The sequence below is a fragment of the Streptomyces sp. NPDC057638 genome, assembly GCF_042800315.1.
Classification (GTDB): Bacteria; Actinomycetota; Actinomycetes; order Streptomycetales; family Streptomycetaceae; genus Streptomyces.
The window spans coordinates 1-17,248 of record NZ_JBHVHF010000173.1 but is presented as its reverse complement, the minus strand read 5'-3'; the positions used below and the strand labels follow the sequence as shown (position 1 = coordinate 17,248).

The 17,248-nt window shown below is 69.1% G+C and carries 22 protein-coding genes; 10 read left to right on the top strand and 12 right to left on the bottom strand.

Translation table 11 applies throughout. From position 1 onward, the window contains the following. A partial coding sequence (locus tag ACFVIM_RS22235; RefSeq protein ID WP_384303888.1) for an ALF repeat-containing protein occupies positions 1-2,683 on the bottom strand: 2,683 nt, incomplete at its 3' end. A gap of 347 nt (positions 2,684-3,030) precedes the next feature. Here ACFVIM_RS22235 and ACFVIM_RS22230 point away from each other — a divergent pair. After that, positions 3,031-3,540, top strand: a complete 510-nt coding sequence (locus ACFVIM_RS22230; protein ID WP_384303885.1) for a hypothetical protein — start codon at positions 3,031-3,033, stop codon at positions 3,538-3,540. A gap of 231 nt (positions 3,541-3,771) precedes the next feature. Here the strand turns inward: ACFVIM_RS22230 and ACFVIM_RS22225 are convergent, their stop codons facing one another. From ACFVIM_RS22225 to ACFVIM_RS22210, 4 genes are read right to left on the bottom strand one after another with little or no spacing between them, the layout of a single operon-like run. After that, positions 3,772-3,951 (bottom strand): hypothetical protein, encoded by a 180-nt coding sequence (locus ACFVIM_RS22225; protein ID WP_384303882.1) that lies wholly within the window; start codon positions 3,949-3,951, stop codon positions 3,772-3,774. Further along, complete coding sequence (locus ACFVIM_RS22220; RefSeq protein ID WP_384303879.1) at positions 3,948-4,157, bottom strand: hypothetical protein; 210 nt, start codon at positions 4,155-4,157, stop codon at positions 3,948-3,950. Before ACFVIM_RS22220 ends, ACFVIM_RS22225 begins: the two co-directional genes overlap by 4 nt. Then, on the bottom strand, positions 4,138-4,587 hold the full coding sequence (locus tag ACFVIM_RS22215) for a hypothetical protein (RefSeq protein ID WP_384303876.1): 450 nt from the start codon (positions 4,585-4,587) through the stop codon (positions 4,138-4,140). The genes ACFVIM_RS22220 and ACFVIM_RS22215 overlap by 20 nt, the downstream gene beginning before the upstream one ends. Next, positions 4,584-4,784, bottom strand: coding sequence for a hypothetical protein (locus ACFVIM_RS22210; protein ID WP_384303873.1), 201 nt, complete (start codon positions 4,782-4,784; stop codon positions 4,584-4,586). The genes ACFVIM_RS22215 and ACFVIM_RS22210 overlap by 4 nt, the downstream gene beginning before the upstream one ends. Before the next feature lie 344 nt (positions 4,785-5,128). On the opposite strand from ACFVIM_RS22210, the gene ACFVIM_RS22205 reads away from it, so the two are divergent. Then, a complete protein-coding gene (locus tag ACFVIM_RS22205) occupies positions 5,129-6,433 on the top strand; it encodes a hypothetical protein (protein ID WP_384303870.1) in 1,305 nt (434 codons plus the stop codon). Here the strand turns inward: ACFVIM_RS22205 and ACFVIM_RS22200 are convergent. Then, positions 6,411-6,944 (bottom strand): NUDIX hydrolase, encoded by a 534-nt coding sequence (locus ACFVIM_RS22200; RefSeq protein WP_384303867.1) that lies wholly within the window; start codon positions 6,942-6,944, stop codon positions 6,411-6,413. The genes ACFVIM_RS22205 and ACFVIM_RS22200 overlap by 23 nt on opposite strands. Positions 6,945-7,145: 201 nt before the next feature. Then, positions 7,146-7,586, bottom strand: coding sequence for an NUDIX domain-containing protein (locus tag ACFVIM_RS22195; RefSeq protein WP_384303864.1), 441 nt, complete (start codon positions 7,584-7,586; stop codon positions 7,146-7,148). A gap of 175 nt (positions 7,587-7,761) precedes the next feature. Here ACFVIM_RS22195 and ACFVIM_RS22190 point away from each other — a divergent pair, with 175 nt between their 5' ends. Genes ACFVIM_RS22190 through ACFVIM_RS22170 form a run of 5 tightly spaced genes read left to right on the top strand, consistent with a single transcriptional unit; the run spans position 7,762 to position 10,059 of the window. Next, positions 7,762-7,953: a hypothetical protein gene (locus tag ACFVIM_RS22190; protein WP_384303862.1), complete on the top strand. Its 192-nt coding sequence runs from the start codon at positions 7,762-7,764 to the stop codon at positions 7,951-7,953. Then, complete coding sequence (locus ACFVIM_RS22185) at positions 7,937-8,464, top strand: DUF6879 family protein (protein WP_384303861.1); 528 nt, start codon at positions 7,937-7,939, stop codon at positions 8,462-8,464. The genes ACFVIM_RS22190 and ACFVIM_RS22185 overlap by 17 nt, the downstream gene beginning before the upstream one ends. Further along, the gene (locus ACFVIM_RS22180; RefSeq protein ID WP_384303858.1) at positions 8,440-9,363 is read left to right on the top strand and encodes a helix-turn-helix domain-containing protein; all 924 of its coding nucleotides are present in this window, start codon (positions 8,440-8,442) and stop codon (positions 9,361-9,363) included. The genes ACFVIM_RS22185 and ACFVIM_RS22180 overlap by 25 nt, the downstream gene beginning before the upstream one ends. Further along, positions 9,360-9,575, top strand: coding sequence for a DUF397 domain-containing protein (locus ACFVIM_RS22175; RefSeq protein WP_384303855.1), 216 nt, complete (start codon positions 9,360-9,362; stop codon positions 9,573-9,575). Before ACFVIM_RS22180 ends, ACFVIM_RS22175 begins: the two co-directional genes overlap by 4 nt. 19 nt (positions 9,576-9,594) lie before the next feature. Then, positions 9,595-10,059, top strand: a complete 465-nt coding sequence (locus ACFVIM_RS22170) for a hypothetical protein (RefSeq protein WP_384303852.1) — start codon at positions 9,595-9,597, stop codon at positions 10,057-10,059. 46 nt (positions 10,060-10,105) lie between these two features. On the opposite strand, the gene ACFVIM_RS22165 is transcribed toward ACFVIM_RS22170, so the two are convergent. Beyond that, complete coding sequence (locus ACFVIM_RS22165; protein WP_384303849.1) at positions 10,106-11,443, bottom strand: UDP-glucose dehydrogenase family protein; 1,338 nt, start codon at positions 11,441-11,443, stop codon at positions 10,106-10,108. Positions 11,444-11,642: 199 nt separating this feature from the next. Between ACFVIM_RS22165 and ACFVIM_RS22160 the strand changes: the two genes are divergently transcribed. Beyond that, the gene (locus tag ACFVIM_RS22160) at positions 11,643-12,809 is read left to right on the top strand and encodes an acyl-CoA dehydrogenase (RefSeq protein ID WP_384303846.1); all 1,167 of its coding nucleotides are present in this window, start codon (positions 11,643-11,645) and stop codon (positions 12,807-12,809) included. A 215-nt stretch (positions 12,810-13,024) separates the two neighbouring features. On the opposite strand, the gene ACFVIM_RS22155 is transcribed toward ACFVIM_RS22160, so the two are convergent. Further along, positions 13,025-13,492 (bottom strand): hypothetical protein, encoded by a 468-nt coding sequence (locus tag ACFVIM_RS22155; RefSeq protein ID WP_384303844.1) that lies wholly within the window; start codon positions 13,490-13,492, stop codon positions 13,025-13,027. 95 nt (positions 13,493-13,587) lie between these two features. Then, positions 13,588-13,821 carry a DUF397 domain-containing protein gene (locus ACFVIM_RS22150; RefSeq protein WP_384303841.1) on the bottom strand — a complete coding sequence of 78 codons (234 nt, stop codon included), beginning with the start codon at positions 13,819-13,821 and terminating at the stop codon, positions 13,588-13,590. A 331-nt stretch (positions 13,822-14,152) separates the two neighbouring features. Between ACFVIM_RS22150 and ACFVIM_RS22145 the strand changes: the two genes are divergently transcribed. Both ACFVIM_RS22145 and ACFVIM_RS22140 read left to right on the top strand, forming a co-directional pair. Continuing rightward, positions 14,153-14,899 (top strand): DUF6879 family protein, encoded by a 747-nt coding sequence (locus tag ACFVIM_RS22145; RefSeq protein WP_384303838.1) that lies wholly within the window; start codon positions 14,153-14,155, stop codon positions 14,897-14,899. Between the two features lie 15 nt (positions 14,900-14,914). Further along, positions 14,915-15,763, top strand: coding sequence for a helix-turn-helix domain-containing protein (locus ACFVIM_RS22140; protein WP_384303835.1), 849 nt, complete (start codon positions 14,915-14,917; stop codon positions 15,761-15,763). A gap of 158 nt (positions 15,764-15,921) precedes the next feature. On the opposite strand, the gene ACFVIM_RS22135 is transcribed toward ACFVIM_RS22140, so the two are convergent. Further along, a complete protein-coding gene (locus tag ACFVIM_RS22135) occupies positions 15,922-16,446 on the bottom strand; it encodes a DUF6879 family protein (RefSeq protein ID WP_384303832.1) in 525 nt (174 codons plus the stop codon). Positions 16,447-16,517: 71 nt separating this feature from the next. Further along, the gene (locus ACFVIM_RS22130; protein WP_384303829.1) at positions 16,518-17,108 is read right to left on the bottom strand and encodes a TetR/AcrR family transcriptional regulator; all 591 of its coding nucleotides are present in this window, start codon (positions 17,106-17,108) and stop codon (positions 16,518-16,520) included. Between the last annotated feature and the right edge of the window lie 140 nt (positions 17,109-17,248).

Sequence of the window (17,248 nt, the reverse complement as noted above, 5' to 3'; positions counted from 1 at the left end):
CCTGGGCGGCGTACGCCTCGGCCGCGTGGGCGTCGCGGTCGGCCGCGTTGGCGGCGTTGCGGGCGGTGGCGGCGGACTTCGCGGCCTCGGCGGCGGACGCCTCCGCCTGATCGGCCGACTTGTCGGCGTCCTTGGCGTACTGGTCGGCGAGGCTCGCCGACTTCACGGCCTCCGCCGCGGCCTTCTTCGCCTCGTCGGCGGCCTTCACGGCGAGGGCCGCGGACTGGGCCGCCTCCCACGCGTTCTTGCTCGCCGTCGCGGCGGTACGGGCGGCCTCGGCGACCAGCTGCCGCATCTGCGCGCTGTGGGTGGCGGAGAGCTGGTCCTTGCGGTCGGCCATGTACTGGTCGGCCTGGATGAACCGGTGCAGCAGCGCGGAGGGGCCCGAGAGCGCGACCTTGGCGGCGGCCTTGACCTCCGGGCCACCGCTGGTGGTGAGCTGGGTGGCCCGCACCCGCTCGTCGGTGTTCCGGTCCACGTACTGACCGCTCTTGAGGTACGCGATCAGGGTCTTGGGCTGGGCGCTGCGCAGGGCCTTCTCGGCTCCCGCCCGCACACTGACACCGCCGGTGCTGGCGACCTGGGTGACCGCGACCCGGAGGTCGGTGTTGGCGGCCGTGTGCTGACCGGACGCCAGGAAGTCGTGGGCCTTGCGGGCATCGCCCTTCAGCGCCTCCGTGGCCGCCGTGCGGACGGCCTGGTAGGGGCTGTCGGTGACGAGCTGGGAGACACGCTCGCGGGCGTCGTCGTCCTCGGCCTCGCGCCGGTCGGCGCGGAGGTAGTCGATGACGCTCGCGTCGGTCCCGCTCAGCGCGCGGGCGGCGGCCTCCTGGCTCCAGGGGCCACGGTTCTTCATCGTCTCGACGGCCAGGACGCGGCCTTCGGCGGCGAGGGCCGGGGCATCGGCGCCGGGGCGCTCGGCGGCGGCCTTCAGCCGGGCCGCCTCCGTGTCGAGGGCCCGGTCGTCCTGGAGGATGTGACCGATACCGGCGACGGACTCGTCGTCCTTGGCCTTGAGGTCCTTGGCGTGCTCGACCGCGGCGGCGGTGCGGGAGGCGAGGTCCTCGGCCTCGGTCTTGCGGGCGACCTGGAACACCTTGTCGGCGGTCTTGGCCGCGGCGGCCGCGGCGGCCGCGGCCTGCTGAGCCGCGGTCGCGTGCCTGCCTGACTCCTTGGCCGCGTAGTCGGCCTTACCCGCCTGCTTGACGGCCTCCTCCGCCGCGTCGGCGGCGAGCCGGGCGTGGTTGGCCGCGTCTCCGGCGGCGTCCCGTGCCTCGAAGGCGGCGGCGGCGGACTCACGGGCCAGGGCGGCCGCGGCGTTCGCGGCGCGGTTGGCCTCGTTGGCATGGCGCCGGGCCTGTGCGGCGGCGGCGTCCGCCTTCGCGGAGTGCGCTCCGGCGGCGTTGGCGTGCTGGCTGGCGCTCTCCGCCGCCGCTGCGGCGTCATCGGCGTTGCCCGCGGCGGCCTTGGCCGCGTCGGCCGCCTTGGCCGCCTCCAGGGAGGCGTTACCGGCGTGACCGGCGGCTTCCTTCGAGTCGTCGGCGGCCTTGGCCGCGGCGCGCGCCTTCTTCGCGGCGGCGTTGGCCTCCTCCGCCTTGCCCTCGTTCGACGCGGCGGCGTTGGCCGCCCGGCGGGCGTCGGCGGCGGCCTCGGCGGTCGCGATGGCGGCGGCAGCGGCGGCGGCGGCCGCGTCGGCGGCGATCCGCGCGGCGTGGTTGGCGGCGTTGGCCGCGCCTATCGCCTGGTTGGCGGCGGTGGCGGCGCCCTGTGCCGCCTTGGCCGCCCGGTCGGCCGCGTTGGCCGCGCGGGCCGCGTCCTTGCCGGCCTCCTGGGTCTGCCGGGCCGCCTCCTGGGCGGCCTCCTTCGCCAGCCGGGACGCCTCCACCGCGCGGTCGGCGGCCTCCTTGGCCGCGTTCTTGGACGCGACGGCCTGCGCGCCCGCCCGCTTGGCCTGGGCGACGAGCTGGGTGAGGGTGGCCCGCTCCTTGTCCCGGTTGCGCGCCACCTGGAGCCCGACCGCGAGGAACTCGCGGACATCGGCCCGGGTCCCGCGCAGCGCGAGCCGCCCGGCGGCCTTGACCGCCGGTCCGCCGACGCTGACGAGCTGGGTCACCTGGACCCGCTCGTCCATGGCCCGCGCGTCGTACTGGCCCTTGTCGAGGAAGGCGGCGACATCCTCGGGGGTGCCCTGGAGGGCGGCCAGCCCCTTCTCCCGCACACCGATGTCCCCGGTGCTGACGATCTGGGTGGCCTGGACCCGCTGATCCTGGATCAGGGGCGCGCGCCACCCGCCCATCAGGAAGTTCCGCAGGTCCTCGCTGGTCCCGGAGAGGGCCTTCTTCGCGGCCTCCCGTACGCCCGGTCCACCGACGCTGAAGACCTGGACGGCGGCGACGCGGTCGTCATGCCGCTGGACGACGGCGTGGTCGACGTCGAGGAACTTCCGTACGTCGGCGTCCGAGCCGAGCAGCGCCGTCTCGGCCGCGGCCTTGACCCCGGGCCCGCCACGAGTCCAGTGCTGGACGACCTCACCACGGGCGGTCAGCTGCGGATCACCGGTGTCGTCCGCCACCTCCACCGCGGTCGCCGGTACGACACCCAGCAGTCCCGCCAGCAGTGCGGCGGGCACCGCCCCGGCCGCCAGCCGCCGCAGTCGCGGGAACCCCGCGAACGCCGGAGTCACCGGGGTCTCCAGGGGAGGCCCACTCGCTCTCGTGCTTCCGCTCGATCGTGATCGAGATCTGAACACATCGGTCCTTTCTCACCAGACACATGGAGACGCCAGGGGCCGTACGCGACGGCCCCGGCCCTGTGCTGAGCGGGAAGCGGGAACGATAGTGGCAGCAAAATGGACACAAGCCTCAAAAGGTGCCAGCGAAATCACGCTTTGGCCCGCCCGGCGCAACAAGGCAGACATTCAAGGCTATTGGCGTCACAGACGGTGATACTTTACATGTCTCTTAGGTAGATAAATGGTGCGGCAAGCTGCTGTTGCACCATTTGACCCCGAACCCCCCGGAAGGAACCTCTGTGATATCCCGTGCCCGCAAGGCTCTGCTGGTCGGCGTCGCAGGCGCGGTCGTGGTAGGCACCGGCCTCACGACCCTCGCCGTCGCGGACGAGGCGCCGAGCACCACCGCCGTCCCGGCCTCCGCCGCCGCCATGCCCGTCGCGGTCGAGGACTTCGTGCACCCCGGCGCCGCGCGCCTCAAGGCGGAGCGCAACGTCACGCTGAAGAAGGGCGACGGGCACATCACGCTGGTGGACTGCGCCGTCGCCGACGACATCATGGTCGACTCGCGCGCCGACGGTCAGCCGTTCTGCTTCGACGTCACCTCGAAGTCCGGCTACCTGTCGCTGGAGCTGCCGGACAGCTTCGCGATCTGGACCGAGGCCCACCCGGTCCGCGCCACCCTCACCGCCAACGGTGAGAAGACCGTCGTCAACGTGCCGAAGAACGAGCACGCCGCTGTCGGTGAGGGCGACGGGGAGACCGGCAAGAAGCGCTCGGTCCTGGTCGAGCTGCGCGTCACGGGCTGACCCCTGGCAGGGTGACCCGGCCGGTGCGGCCGGGTCACCGACGCGGGACGCCCGGCCCCGGCGCGTACCCGTCGGCCCGGCGCCTCCGTCAGCCCCGCGCCCTCGGGGCGGGCCTGGCTCACCCGGTGGTCCGGGACCTTGTGGCGCGGCGGGGCGAGCCCTTCAGGCCGGGCCGGGCCCTGGTGCCCACCCGGCTCCACACCCACCCACCCGCCCCCGCCCCTCGGGGTGTCACCGCCCCTTCAGCGGCCCATGATCACCGTCCATGTGCCGCCGCAGCAGCACCCGGCAGTCGGCCGCCCGCGAGTGGTCGTAGCCGACCCGGGCGTCCCGCTCGGCGGCGACGAGGTCGTCACAGACCTGACAGTCGTACGTCTCAGAGGTCTCAGAGACATGAGGTGTCTCATTCACGGCTGATCCCTTCGCTGCTGGGCGCGGAGCACCCGGGCGGCCCGCACATCACGCACGGCCACCCCCCACCCCGTCAGTTGCTTCTTGAGCCAGGCGTCACTGACGCGGTACTCGGCGGCGAGGCCCTTGATGGTCTCGCCCCCGCGATAGCGGGCGACCACGGTCTCCTCGCTCGCGCGGACGCGTTCACGACCGTCGGCGGGCAAGCGCCCACCCCCTTCCTCGACGCCGCTGGAGGACGAGGAAGGGCCGGACCAGCAGCGTCCGCGCGGTCCGGGGAGCGATCCCGAGGATGTACCGGTCGGGCCCGTCCGGAATCACGACCGACACCGGCACTCTCCGCCCCAGCCGCGCCCGCGCTGCCCGCTCCTCCGCCGGATCGCTGGCCCACACCCGCATCTCCGTCGGCGCGTCGGGCACCGGCACCCGCTCACAGCGGCTGGCCCACGGCGCCCGCCCCGGCTCGGGATCGAGCCCGTCCGCGAGCCACAGCGCCTGCCGCTGGAGCCAGACCAGGGCCTGGTCCTGGGACCGGGTGCGGAAGGTGCCGAGCGTGTACGAGACGACCTGCCCGGTCCCGTGGACCGGCCCCTCGGCCAGGACGTAACAGAGATACGAGCAGGCCCGCCCGCTCATACGGGCCCACCCCCGTCCTCCAGCAGCCGCGCCAACTCGGCATCAAGCCGCGCCTGCCGCGCCTGAGCCTCCAGCCCTCGGCTCCACTCATCGAGGCACTCGCCGTCCCACCGCAGCCGCAACAGCTCGAATCCGAGCCCCAGCCGCGTCTCGGCGCCCCCGAGCGCGAGTACGGCCCACCCCCATAACCGCCTCATAGCAACCGCCGCCAACGGTTGATCTCCCGCACGCGCTCCCGCAGCGCCAGCAAGAGCGGTGAATCCTCATCCTGCTGAGCGTGTGGAGCCGGTTGACAGTTGCATCCGATCGGGTGTGGCACAGGTGCGGTGGGGTTCGCCGCTGATGACTGGCCGCAGAGGATGCCATTGCGTTGCGGCAAGGCGGCGCGCTTGAGACTGATCTTGTGACTCTCCGTCATACGCAGCAGGATCGTGATGGCGGAAGCGGAGCAGAAGTGTCCGAGTGATTACCCAACGTGGGTACCATCACTGAAGGCCGAGAAGAGCACGTCGCACGGCACTCATGAACGGGAGCGCGGCCGATGCCTCAGTCGTCGCGTACGAAGCAATTGCCTACCAAACTGTTGGCCGACCCTCGGATGATCGACGCTTGTCGAGCACGGGACTTTGCGGTGGTCTTCAAGCTGGCCAAGACGTATGCGGGCATCTACCCGTCAATGATCGCTCGGCTCTGCGATCTGACACCTAGCCGAGTCGGTGAGGTGATGTCAGGGCGCCGCCAGTTGGTCCACATGGATGTGATCGAGCGTGTCGCGGACGGCTTGCGCATTCCTGGTTGCATGCTCGGACTCGCTACGCGTCCGTGGGAGATGCCGACGACAGCCGCCGCGTCCCTGGAGAGCCGAGCCGTTGCCAGCGATGACGTGGCTAGCCTCCTAGCCCTCACGGTCCGGGCTCACCCCGGCCAGTCCACTCTCCACGCCCTCCAGTCCTCAATTGAGGACTACTGGCGTAGGGATGACGAGCACGGCGGCGAAGCGTTGAGGCCAGCGGTGGTGGGGCAACTGCGCTATGTCGAGGGTCTCTTAAAGGAGAGTTCCCCGGAGGATGTTCGACGTGGCCTGTTCGGAATCGCTGCGGAGCTGGCACGCCTCACGGGATGGACACACTTCGATGCTCGCCAGTTCAGCGAGTCCCGGATCTACTTCGCTGAGGCCCTTCAGTTCGCCAAGGTGATCGACGACCGCCAGTTCATGGCCAATGTCCTCGCGTGTATGAGCTTGCAGGCGACGTATCAGGACAAGCTTGCCGACGCCGTTGCCTTGGTCAAAGCAGCCCAGAACGAAGCCCGCTCTTCCGTCGAGACCACACCGCGTGTTCTGTCGATGCTTTCTATGAGGGAGGCGTTTGCCTATGCGGCCATGGGTAGCCCTCTCGCGCACCAAGCCATCTCTGAGGCACAGCGCCAGTTCGCACAGGTACAAGCAGGTGATTCGGATCCTGCGTGGGTGACCTACTTCGATGAGACCAAGCTGATAGTGGACACCGGGATCGCCCATGGACGGCTGGGTGAGGCTGCTGTGGCCGAGCCGCTGATCGAGGAAGCCCTCCGTAACGAGACCAGCGCCAACCGGCGAGGACGGGCCTTCCATGCATTCTGGCTGGCCCGCACCCAACTCGACCTCGGAAACCTGGACCAGGCATGCCACACGGCCACGCAAGCTCTGGAGTCTGCGATGGCTGTTGTCTCCCAGCGTGTGGTTGGCCACCTAAGGGAGTTCTACGCTCAGTTGGCTCCGTACCGAAAGAGCCGAGAGGTCACCTCCTTCGAGGAACGGCTGAGCGAGGCACTGCCTGTGCCGGTCAGCGGATGGCCTCATCCATGAGCACGTACAGCAGCCCAACAAGCGACCCACTGCTCACGATCTCGCGACGGTCGATCATTCCTCTCACCTCGGTGAGGGGAATCCACTCGATGCGGTCGGATTCGTTCTTCTCCGTTGGTGGTCCAACGTATGTCGCGCCGTCCGCCCGGAAGAGATGGTGCTGTGAATCGGTGATCCCGTTGGCGGGCTCCGCGTAGATCAGCGGCTTCATGGGCCCGGGACGCCAGCCTGTCTCCTCCAGGACCTCCCGGCCTGCCGCCTGCTCCGGTGATTCGTCTTCCTCTATGAGCCCCATGGGCAGTTCCCACGCCCACACGTCCGTGATGAAGCGATGACGCCACATCATCAAGACCTCGCGTCGTTCGTTGACGACAGCGGCCACGGCCAAGTGGCGCAACTTGATCACATGGTGTTCCCAGCGGTGCCCGTCTGGCGTCTCAACATCGGCGAGCCACAGGTTCACCCAGGCGTTCTCGTAGACCGGACGCTCACCGTGGATCTTCCACCGCATCGCTGTGACCCCTCTCGTTCGTTCTCCAGAATCGCAGAGAAGAAAGGGGCGGGGGCTGGGTATGGACGCAACGCACGCACACTGGCAAGGCAGGGTGGGCCACATCTGGGAGTTCAGTGCGTCGCGCACCTTGGGACGGCGCTGCCCTCCACGACGTCCTGGTGCTGTCGCTGGGCGCCGCGCCCGGCCTACACTTCCCGCCTACGTCCAGTCGTGCTCGATGAGCGCCCCGCCCTGACGTAGATACCCCAACAGCCCGGCCCCCGGATACTCGATCAGGTCGACCCCGGCCAACTCGTCCACCTCGAACCACCGCAGCCCCAGGCACTTCTCCGGCTCGGTGTTGACCGGCTCGCCCTCCCACTCCGTGGCCTCGAAGAAGAAGCCGATCCGCCCGGCACCCTGACAGTGGTGCACCACCTGGACGAGCCGCAGGTGTTCGGGCGCGACAGTGACGCCGGTCTCCTCGTACAGCTCCCGGGCGGCGCCGACGGTGAGCGGCTCGCCCTGGTCGAGCTTGCCCGAGGGCATGTGCCAGCGGCCGTAGCCGTAGGGGCTGCCGCGCTGGGACAGGAGGACCCTGTCGCCGGAGCGGAGGATGACATGGGTGTCGATGACGGGGTGGGCCGGTGGTCCGCTCATGTTCCCTGACCGTTGGGGAGGAGATGGGAGGGGCGAGAGGCTATCGCAGTCGCACGTGGCCTGGCGGGTACTCCAGTGTGCTCACACCGTTTCCTGTCCTGGAAACGGGAACTCCTTGCGCCGGACCGCCGGGCGCCACGACGATGGGCCCTCTCTCCGACGAGAAGGGGCTCTCATGTCATTGAAGCGACTGGTGGGGGAATGCGAGGACGGTGAATGCGCCACCATCTACGCGACGGGGCGTGGAACCGTCGCCGTTCAGGGAACCTTAATCTCCGGCCATGGCCTGACCATTCCCGATCAGGAGGCACTGGTGGAGATCCCGATCCATTTGATTCGAAGGGTCGTTCATGAGCACCTCAACTGAGACCCTGGGCTACTGGTTCGACACCTTCCAGGAATCCGCCTTCCGGCTGGAGACGCTGGACGACTACAGCCAGTCCGGGAGCGTCGGCGCCTACCAGGATTTCCTGGCCGGTCGCCCTCAGCCCGAGGCGTTCAGGGCGGCGGACTGGGTGACGACCGTCGGCGGGGCGATCACGGCGGGCAAGCGGATGTACCGCGTACATATCCTCTCCCGGCCGCTGACGGACTACCTCCGCTTCGAGCTGACCTGGGGGTACCACCGCAATATGGCGGCCGGGGAGGAGTTCTTCATCCTCGACACCACGGACCAGCCGAACCCGATCCCCGGCGCCCCCGACTTCTGGCTCTTCGACGGTCTGACCGTTGGTCAGATGAGCTACGACGAGCACGGGCGGTACCGAGGCACGGAGTTCCTGGACGAGGCACGGGCGCCTGAGTTCCTCGCCTACCGGGACACCGCCATGGCCCACGCCGTACCGTTCCCCGAATGGTGGGCAGAGCACGGGGAGTGAGGAAGTCCGAGCTGGGATCGGCGCTGCGGGCACTGCGGGATTCCTCCGGTCTGGAGGCCAAGGCGGTCGCCCGTGGCGCCGCCATGTCCCGCTCCAAGCTGTCCAAGATCGAGACCGGGCGGATGGCCCCCAGCGTCACCGACGTCGATCTGATCCTCACCGCCATAGGAGTCTCGGAGGCGGTCAAGGCCGAGTACATGACGGCGGCCCGGGAGGCGGCCACCGAGGCCACCGCCTGGCGGTTGGTCCGCAGACTCGGCTACAGCCGCAAGCAACAGCAGGTGCAGGCTCTGGAGGCGCAGACCTCCGTACTACGGCTGTTCCAGCCGTCGCTCGTGCCGGGGCTCCTCCAGACACCGGACTACATCCGCGCCGTCTTCGCCCGGAAGAACCTCTCCGCAGAGCAACTTGACCGCACGATCATGGCGCGGCTCGCGCGCCAGAGTGTCTTGCGTACGGAAGGGAAGACCTTCCGCTTCACCATCACGGAGCCCGTACTGCGCTGGCGGATCCTTCCTCCGCTCGCCATGGCGGAACAGGTCGACCGGCTGGTGTCACTCTCCCGGCTTCCCGGAGTGGATATCCGGGTCGTTCAGCTCTCCGCCCCGCAGAACGACTTCCCCGCGCACTCCTTCTCGATCAAAGACGAGCGCACGGTGACACTGGAGACCGTTCACGCCGAAGTGGTCGTCACCGACCCCCGGGACATCGCCCTGTACACCGCCAAGTTCGAGAACTTCGCACGGAACGCCCTCGCCGACGACGCAATGCGAAGCCTGCTGGAATCCATCCGCGACGAGTTCTTGCGCGAACAGGAAACCGCCTGGAAAGGAGAACCCCCGGGGCCAAGGATGGGAAAGCCGCGAAACGAAGGCTCACCCTCCCGGGAGGAATTGTGATCGATGACCTGTACTCGCTCGACATCGGGAACGTGGTGTTCTCGGCGGCGTGCGGCGGCCCATGTACCGAGGGGTGCGTCACCCTCGGCCGGATCGGGACCGACGCCTGGGCCCTCGGTGACAGCAAGCGCCCGGAGGCCGAGCCCCTGCGCTTCACGACGGCCGAGCTGACGGCGGCCGGGATCGCCCCGGAGCGCTTCGGACTCTCCTGACGCGGGAAGCGAGCGTCACGTGCACCACCACGGCTATCTGTGGTGCGGCCCCAAGCAGCGCTTCGACGACGAGGCCCTGCGAAGGCCGCCGCACCCCGATCCACCACCCGGCGACCAGCCCGATCGGCTCCAGCGGTACCGCGAGGCCGTCACGGAGTTCCCCCGGTCCGAGGTACCTCCCATGGAGACGGCGTACTGGCTGGTGAAACCACGGGCCATAGTCCAGGGCACTTGGCGGGAACCGGTGGAGGCGGCCCGGTGGCTCGGGGAGCGGCTGGCGGAGTACACGCCCCGCTTTCACTCCCGGGCCGAGCGTGACGGCCTCCGGCTCCCCTTACTGGTCACCGATGCCACCCAGCGACTGGGATGGGGCGGGGATATCTCTCTGGGCTTCTACCTGGAGCGCCCGTCGTTCCTGGCGCTGGCGCTGGTGACCTGCTCCCCGAACCGGGCGCGCCCGGAGTTGATCTGCCCGACCGCATGAGCGTCGCGACCCAGGCGCCGCCTCCACCTCCGTACGTACGGACGACTCAGGCCCGAGGCCGCCCCATCGCCCGGAACGCCCACCCCGCCCCCCGCCAGCGCTCCGCGTCCAGCGCGTTGCGGCCGTCCAGGATGACCCGGGACGAGACGACCTCGCCCAGCGCCGCCGGGTCCAGCTCGCGGAACTCGCGCCATTCGGTGAGGTGGAGGACGACGTCGGCGCCCCGGACGGCCTCCAGGGCGGAGGGGGCGTAGCTGAGGGTGGGGAAGAGGCGGCGGGCGTTGGCCATGCCCTTGGGGTCGTAGACGGTGACCTGGCCGCCCTGGAGGTGGATCTGGCCGGCGACGTTGAGGGCGGGGGAGTCGCGGACGTCGTCGGAGTCGGGCTTGAAGGTGGCGCCGAGGACGGCGACCCGCTTGCCGAGGAAGGAGCCCGCTCCGACGGCCTCGCGCGCCAGCTCGACCATATGGGAGCGGCGGCGCATGTTGATCGAGTCGACCTCGCGCAGGAAGGTCAGCGCCTGGTCGGCGCCCAGTTCCCCGGCGCGGGCCATGAAGGCGCGGATGTCCTTCGGCAGACAGCCGCCGCCGAAGCCGATCCCGGCGCGCAGGAACTTGGATCCGATGCGCTCGTCGTGGCCGATGGCCTCGGCCAGCTTGGCGACATCGCCGTCGGCGGCCTCGCAGACCTCGGCCATGGCGTTGATGAAGGAGATCTTGGTGGCGAGGAAGGAGTTCGCGGCGGTCTTGACCAGTTCGGCGGTGGGGAAGTCGGTGACGACGAAGGGGGAGCCCTCGGCGATCGGGGTGGCGTAGACCTCGCGGAGCAGCTTCTCGGCCCGCTCGCTGGTGGTCCCGACGACGATCCGGTCGGGGTGGAGGGTGTCGCCGACGGCGAAGCCCTCCCGCAGGAACTCCGGGTTCCAGGCCAGTTCGACGCCCTCGGGCGCGGTCTCGGCGAGCAGCCGGGCGAGCCGTTCGGCGCTGCCGACGGGCACGGTCGACTTGCCGACGACCAGCGCGGACTCGCGCAGATGGGGGGCGAGGGAGGCGAAGGCGGCGTCGACGTACGACATGTCGCAGGCGTACTCGCCGTGCTTCTGCGGGGTGTTCACACAGACGAAGTGGACATCGCCGAACGCGCCGACCTCCGCCCAGGAGGAGGTGAACCGCAGCCGCCCGCTGGATCCCTCGATCCCGGCGACATGCTTGGCGAGCAGTTCCTCCAGGCCCGGCTCGTACATCGGCACGCGCCCGGCGGAGAGCATCTCGATCTTCTCGGGGACGATGTCGAGCCCGAGCACCTCGAACCCCAGCTCCGCCATGGCCGCAGCGTGGGTGGCCCCGAGGTAGCCGGTGCCGATCACGGTGATCTTCAGGGCCATGCGGTACTCCAGTGCGTACGGGGTCGGCGGTCGTCCCGGAGGCAGGGCCCGGGGGCGCGACCCGAGCATAGCCGCGCACCCTGGCGGGTCCTCTTGTCGCTGCCGCGGCCTGTCGTCAAGCTCACGTATGCCCGTGGCGAGGCCGCCGCCTACCATTGGTTACTTAACGGTAGTTAGCAACTCTGGGGAGTGAGTGAACGTGGCCGGATCGACTGGTAACGCAGAGTTCGACCTGTACCGCCCGGCGGAGGAGCACGACGCCCTCCGCGATGCCGTCCGCTCGCTCGCCGAGGCCAAGATCGCGCCGTTCGCCGCCGAGGTCGACGAGGAGGGCCGCTTCCCGCAGGAGGCCCTGGACGCTCTTGTCGCCAACGACCTCCACGCCGTCCATGTCCCCGAGGAGTACGGCGGCGCGGGCGCCGACGCGCTGGCCACCGTGATCGTGATCGAGGAGATCGCCCGGGTCTGCGCCTCCTCCTCCCTGATCCCGGCCGTCAACAAGCTGGGCTCGCTGCCGGTGGCCCTCTCCGGCTCCGAGGAGCTCAAGCGGCGCTATCTGTCCCCGCTGGCCAAGGGCGACGCGATGTTCTCGTACTGTCTCTCCGAGCCGGACGCGGGCTCCGACGCGGCGGGGATGAAGACGAAGGCGGTCCGCGACGGCGACCACTACGTCCTCAACGGGGTGAAGCGCTGGATCACCAACGCGGGCGTCTCCGAGTTCTACACCGTCATGGCCGTCACCGACCCGGAGCAGCGCTCCAAGGGCATCTCGGCCTTCGTGGTGGAGAAGTCCGACCCCGGTGTCTCCTTCGGCGCCCCCGAGCGGAAGCTCGGCATCAAGGGCTCCCCGACCCGCGAGGTCTACCTCGACAACGTCCGCATCCCCGCCGACCGCATGATCGGCGCGGAGGGCACCGGCTTCGCCACCGCCATGAAGACGCTCGACCACACCCGGATCACCATCGCGGCCCAGGCCCTCGGCATCGCCCAGGGCGCCCTCGACTACGCCAAGGGCTATGTCCGCGAGCGCAAGCAGTTCGGCAAGCCGATCGCCGACTTCCAGGGCGTCCAGTTCATGCTCGCCGACATGGCGATGAAGCTGGAGGCCGCCCGCCAGCTCACCTACGCCGCCGCCGCCAAGTCCGAGCGCCTCGACACCGACCTGACCTTCTTCGGCGCGGCGGCCAAGTGCTTCGCCTCGGACGCGGCGATGGAGATCACCACCGACGCGGTCCAGCTCCTGGGCGGCTACGGCTACACCCGCGACTACCCGGTGGAGCGCATGATGCGCGACGCCAAGATCACCCAGATTTATGAAGGCACGAATCAGGTGCAGCGGATCGTGATGGCGCGGAACCTGCCGTAGCGGGGTTTCACAGGTCAGCAGCCCTCTTGGAGCGCCGGGGAGGTTGGGTCCGCCGTCTGGTCCGTTCGGGTCCGTTTCGGCCTTTCCCAGGCGTCATGCTGGGGGAACCCTGGGCTGGCCGAAGCCAGGAAACCGGCTCCGACCTGCGTAAACACCACGGCCCCCGGCGTGACGCCGGGGGCCGCTCGCATGACGAGTCGGGGCGGTTGGGGGGATCAACGGAGCGGGCAGTCCACATCGAGCGGGGTCCGATTCGGGGAGCAGCACACCACCGCCAGGGACAGGAACGCGGGCCGCTCAAGGTAGAACCCGTGGGACACGTCCCCGCCCCACCGCAGTCGTTCAGCGGCGGAGCCGACCAGTATCGCCAGCCACGGGCTGTCACGGTCTGACTCAGAGGTGAATCGGGGTGCGTAGCGGATGAGCTGGTCCCCGAGCCATTCCGCTGCTTCTTCCGGCTCCGCCCAGGTGCCGCGTACCAGTTCCCTGGGTTTGATGAGCCAGTACGCCGATTCGAGCGGCGGGAGGTCCACGACGGGGAACTCCGCCTTGACCTCCTTGTAGCGCTGGACCAGGTCTGTCCTGCCGTCGGCCGGAGGCGGGTCGGAGTGTGGAGGTCGCCTCAGGGCCTCGTCATCGAACCGATGCTTTGGACCGGTCCACAGGTACCCATGGTGGTGCAACTGTCGTCCCGTTCAGGGCAGGAAAGCGCGGCAAGCGTTCCACCGGCTCCGATCCTTGGGGCGAGTCGGAGCCGGTGGAGCGCCGGGGGCGGCCGTCAGGCGGACAGGCCGAATCGCGCCGGGTCGATACCGGCTGCCTCCAGTTCGGCGGTGGTGAACCTCAGCGGCTCGGCGCCAGGGCGCTTGCTGTCACCCATGGCCCAGGCGTTCGGGCCGATCTTGGCCAGCAACGCGCAGGATTCGCCGTCCGGGTGGGTGTTGCCCCCACATGCCTTCGTGAACACCACGCCCTTGATGTCGAGCGTGTACAGGTCGGTTCCGTTCTGCATGGGCACGCCTTCCTGATCTCTTGATGGCCGCAGGTGCGGCCCTTCCCTGTCGGTGGCCAACTCGGCATCGCAGGCACGAACCGTCACCCGATTCCCGCCCGCCGCCGCATCAGCGCCGCACACACCTCGCACCCGGAAACGGGCTTCGAGGGACAGGAAGGTGCGACCAACGTTGCCGTGGACTCCATGAACGGGACCTTAGGAGCCAAGAGTCAGGCAGAAATTGAATATTCTCGATTATTCTCACGTGATGCTGGAGGATGCCTCGACATTCACCAGCGGCTCCCGACAACCTGTCTCCGGTTGTTCGACTCAGGAGAGGAGATCGAGCATGGCGCGCAGACTGCGCTTCAACGGCACGGGGTCGGGAGAAGGAGGGTGTCCGGCGGTCCACGAGGACCTCGACTCGGGTGAGGTGATCGTGCACGGCCAGCCTCTGACGGACCCGGAAGACGTGGGTCGGCTTCGGCACCTGAGTGAGGGCGAAGTGGCCATCGTCGTACCGCGAGACCTGTTGGTGGATTGGACACCGAAAGACAAGACCCGGCACGTGCGCATCATCGACCTCGACGCGTTCGGCAAGCTCTTCGAGAACTTCGAGCACACGGCATGGCGGCTGGAGACCCGGCGCAGGTACGCGTCCGACGACATCAGCGATACGTATGACCAGTTCCTCCGAGGCGAGCGCCCGGTGTGGGACCTGGACACGCCGTGGGCCCGAGCCATCAAGGCGAAGACCGCAGGAGGAGCGATCGTCGGCCGGGTACGGATCGTTGACACCCCGCCTACTGACGGACAGCGTTACCTCACGGCGCACGCGGAGAAGAACCAAGCCCTCGGGGAGGACATCCGGAACCTGTCGCGTACGCACGCCGAAGCTCTTCAGCTCCCTTTGGAAGACTTCTGGCTGTTCGACAGTCGGCTCGTTGCGCTGCTGCGGTTCGATGGTGATGACAATCTCGTGGACGTGGAGCTGATCACTGAACCCTCCGAGATCGTCCGGTACGCCAGGGTCCGTGACGCGGCGTGGCACCAGGCCGTGCCGTACCAAGAGTTCACAGCAGAGCCGAGCGAGTAGACAGAGCGGGTACCGGTGAGCACGGACTACCAGAGGGCACGTGAGGATCTGGGGCGGAGGCTTCGAGAGCTGCGCTCCGAAAGCCCAACCGGCCGTCTCACCGGTACCTCTTTGGCGCGGCGGCTCGGTTGGCCTCAGTCGAAGATCAGCAAACTGGAGAACGGTCGCCAGACACCCACTGCGGATGACCTCCGGGCATGGGTCGACGCCACGGGGCATCCAGGGGTGTACGAGGAACTCCACGGCCGGTTGCAGGGCTTTGAATCGCACATCAGGTCATGGCGCCGACAGCTGGCGAAGGGCCACCGTCCCGTCCAGGAGACGTGGAGCACGGTTACCGACGGGGCCCGAGAACTGTACGTGTGGGACTCGTTCCTCGTGAACGGTCTCCTACAGACCCCGGACTATGCCCGTGCCGTCTTCGAACATTACTCCACCCTCCAGAACTCACCCCGCGACACCGAGGACGCGGTACGGGCCCGAATGAAGCGGCAAGAGTGGCTGTATCGCTCGGGCAACCGCCTGCACCTCCTGCTGTGGGAGGGAGTGCTGCGAGCACAGGTATGTCCACCGGACGTTCTGACAGCCCAACTGGACCGCCTCATAGGCGCTGTGGGCATGGACACCATCCGGCTCGGGATCGTGCCCCTGAACGCCGTTCTGCGGGTACCCCCCGCCAATGCGTTCTGGATCTTCGATGACGGTCTGGTGATTACAGAGGACTGGCACGCCGAACTCTGGTTGGACGACGCCGACACGGTCGCCCTGTACCGCCGTGTGTGGGACACCCTGTATGAGTCGGCCGTCTTCGGCGCCGACGCCCAGCACCTGATCACGGTGGCACGTCGCGCACTCACTGCGTAGGACCGCTCAACGGTGCCACCCGAAGCTCACCGAACGGGCCCTGGCTCAAACAACCGTGCCAGGGGCTCCGCCACGCCGACCTCGTGCGGCTGGCTCGCTGGCGCAGGGGGGAGCAGGTCCGCACGGCCGTCCTCTGCCCCTCCTAGGTCCTGTCCGGGTCAGACGCCAAGGCCCTTGACGTACTCCTCGAAAGGTAGGGCGTGCGTGAGGGCGATGCGCTTCCACTCCTGATTGGGGGCCGGGTCACCCCCGTAGGCTTCCCGGTTGATCTGGGTGCCGTCGGGCCGGAAGTTCAGCCGGGCGATGCGAGCTTCGTCGAACATCCACCAGTCCTGCCCCGGGAGGGGAAGCCCGTGGCTTCCCTGTGTCACATCCAGCACCCGGATGTCCTCACCAGCCGCGATGTTCCCGGGGATGCCCCACGCGAACTGGTAGCGCTGGTAGTCGGTGAGTGGCTGACGCACGATACGGACACGACCGATGCGCCGACCTGACTGGACGAATCCGCGTACCCGTTCATGCCAGCGGGCGTTGTGGTCGGCGGGCCTGTCCTCGCCCCGCAGAAAGCGGGCGACGTTCTCCTGTTCCCTGGGCATGGTGTACGTCGGCTGGGCCTCGAACCGCCATGCCTCCCGTTCGAAGGCGTCGAAGAAACGGCGCCAGTCCGCACCGTCCAAGAGCACGGTCGGCCTCCCTCAAGGCTCGGTCGGGGCGCGTACCGGGACGCGCCGTGGTGGCAGGGTACCCACGACCGTCATCTCTCCGCCGCCTTCTTCTCCAGCTCCACCCTGACCAGCACCTCCGCCGCCTCCCGTGCCGCCGTCGCCGTCTCCGGGGAGCCGGTGAGGGCGGCCGTCGCCATGGCGCCGTTGGCGAGGATCGCCAGCTGGTCGGCGAGGCGGGTGGCGGTGGGGGCGGGGAGGGGGAGGGCGGCGGTCAGGGTGGCGAGGTAGGCGCGCATCGACTCCTTGTGGCCACGGGAGAGGGCGGCGACGCCGGGGGAGACGCCGTGCAGCTCCCCGTACGCGTTGATGAACGCGCAGCCGTGGAAGTCCGGGCGGGCGAACCACTCGGCGAGGTAGTCGAAGACGGCCAGGATCCGTTCGTACGGGGTGTGGGCGTGCGCGTCGCCGTAGGCGGCGATGGCGGTGAGGACCTCGGTGTCACGGCGCCGGAGCACCTCTTCGACCAGGGCCTCCTTGGAGGGGAAGACCTGGTAGAGGCGTTTGAGGGAGACTCCGGAGGCGGCGCGGATGGCGTCCATGCCGACCGCCTGCACCCCGCGCTCGTCGAAGAGGGTCCGGGCCGCCTCCAGTACCCGCAGCTCCGCCGTCTCCGTGTCCATCCCCGTGCGCCTCCTCGTCCTCCCGGGGGCCTCCCCGGGGCCTCCCCGGTGGGAGAACCATCGTTTTCTCACCGTACCGCGCACCGCCCGTACCGCTCGCGTCGCTCGTACCGCCCGTACCGCCCGTACGAAAGCGGGCG

Bases quoted from the DNA above. Each gene is read 5' to 3' on its own strand.
- ACFVIM_RS22145 (WP_384303838.1), top strand. From the start codon at position 14,153: ATGGCGCGCAGACTGCGCTTCAACGGCACGGGGTCGGGAGAAGGAGGG.
- ACFVIM_RS22215 (WP_384303876.1), bottom strand. From the start codon at position 4,587: ATGAGCGGGCGGGCCTGCTCGTATCTCTGTTACGTCCTGGCCGAGGGG.
- ACFVIM_RS22195 (WP_384303864.1), bottom strand. From the start codon at position 7,586: ATGAGCGGACCACCGGCCCACCCCGTCATCGACACCCATGTCATCCTC.
- ACFVIM_RS22130 (WP_384303829.1), bottom strand. From the start codon at position 17,108: ATGGACACGGAGACGGCGGAGCTGCGGGTACTGGAGGCGGCCCGGACC.
- ACFVIM_RS22180 (WP_384303858.1), top strand. From the start codon at position 8,440: ATGGTGGGCAGAGCACGGGGAGTGAGGAAGTCCGAGCTGGGATCGGCG.
- ACFVIM_RS22165 (WP_384303849.1), bottom strand. From the start codon at position 11,443: ATGGCCCTGAAGATCACCGTGATCGGCACCGGCTACCTCGGGGCCACC.
- ACFVIM_RS22200 (WP_384303867.1), bottom strand. From the start codon at position 6,944: ATGCGGTGGAAGATCCACGGTGAGCGTCCGGTCTACGAGAACGCCTGG.
- ACFVIM_RS22190 (WP_384303862.1), top strand. From the start codon at position 7,762: ATGTCATTGAAGCGACTGGTGGGGGAATGCGAGGACGGTGAATGCGCC.
- ACFVIM_RS22210 (WP_384303873.1), bottom strand. From the start codon at position 4,784: ATGAGGCGGTTATGGGGGTGGGCCGTACTCGCGCTCGGGGGCGCCGAG.
- ACFVIM_RS22185 (WP_384303861.1), top strand. From the start codon at position 7,937: ATGAGCACCTCAACTGAGACCCTGGGCTACTGGTTCGACACCTTCCAG.
- ACFVIM_RS22150 (WP_384303841.1), bottom strand. From the start codon at position 13,821: ATGCAGAACGGAACCGACCTGTACACGCTCGACATCAAGGGCGTGGTG.
- ACFVIM_RS22205 (WP_384303870.1), top strand. From the start codon at position 5,129: ATGCCTCAGTCGTCGCGTACGAAGCAATTGCCTACCAAACTGTTGGCC.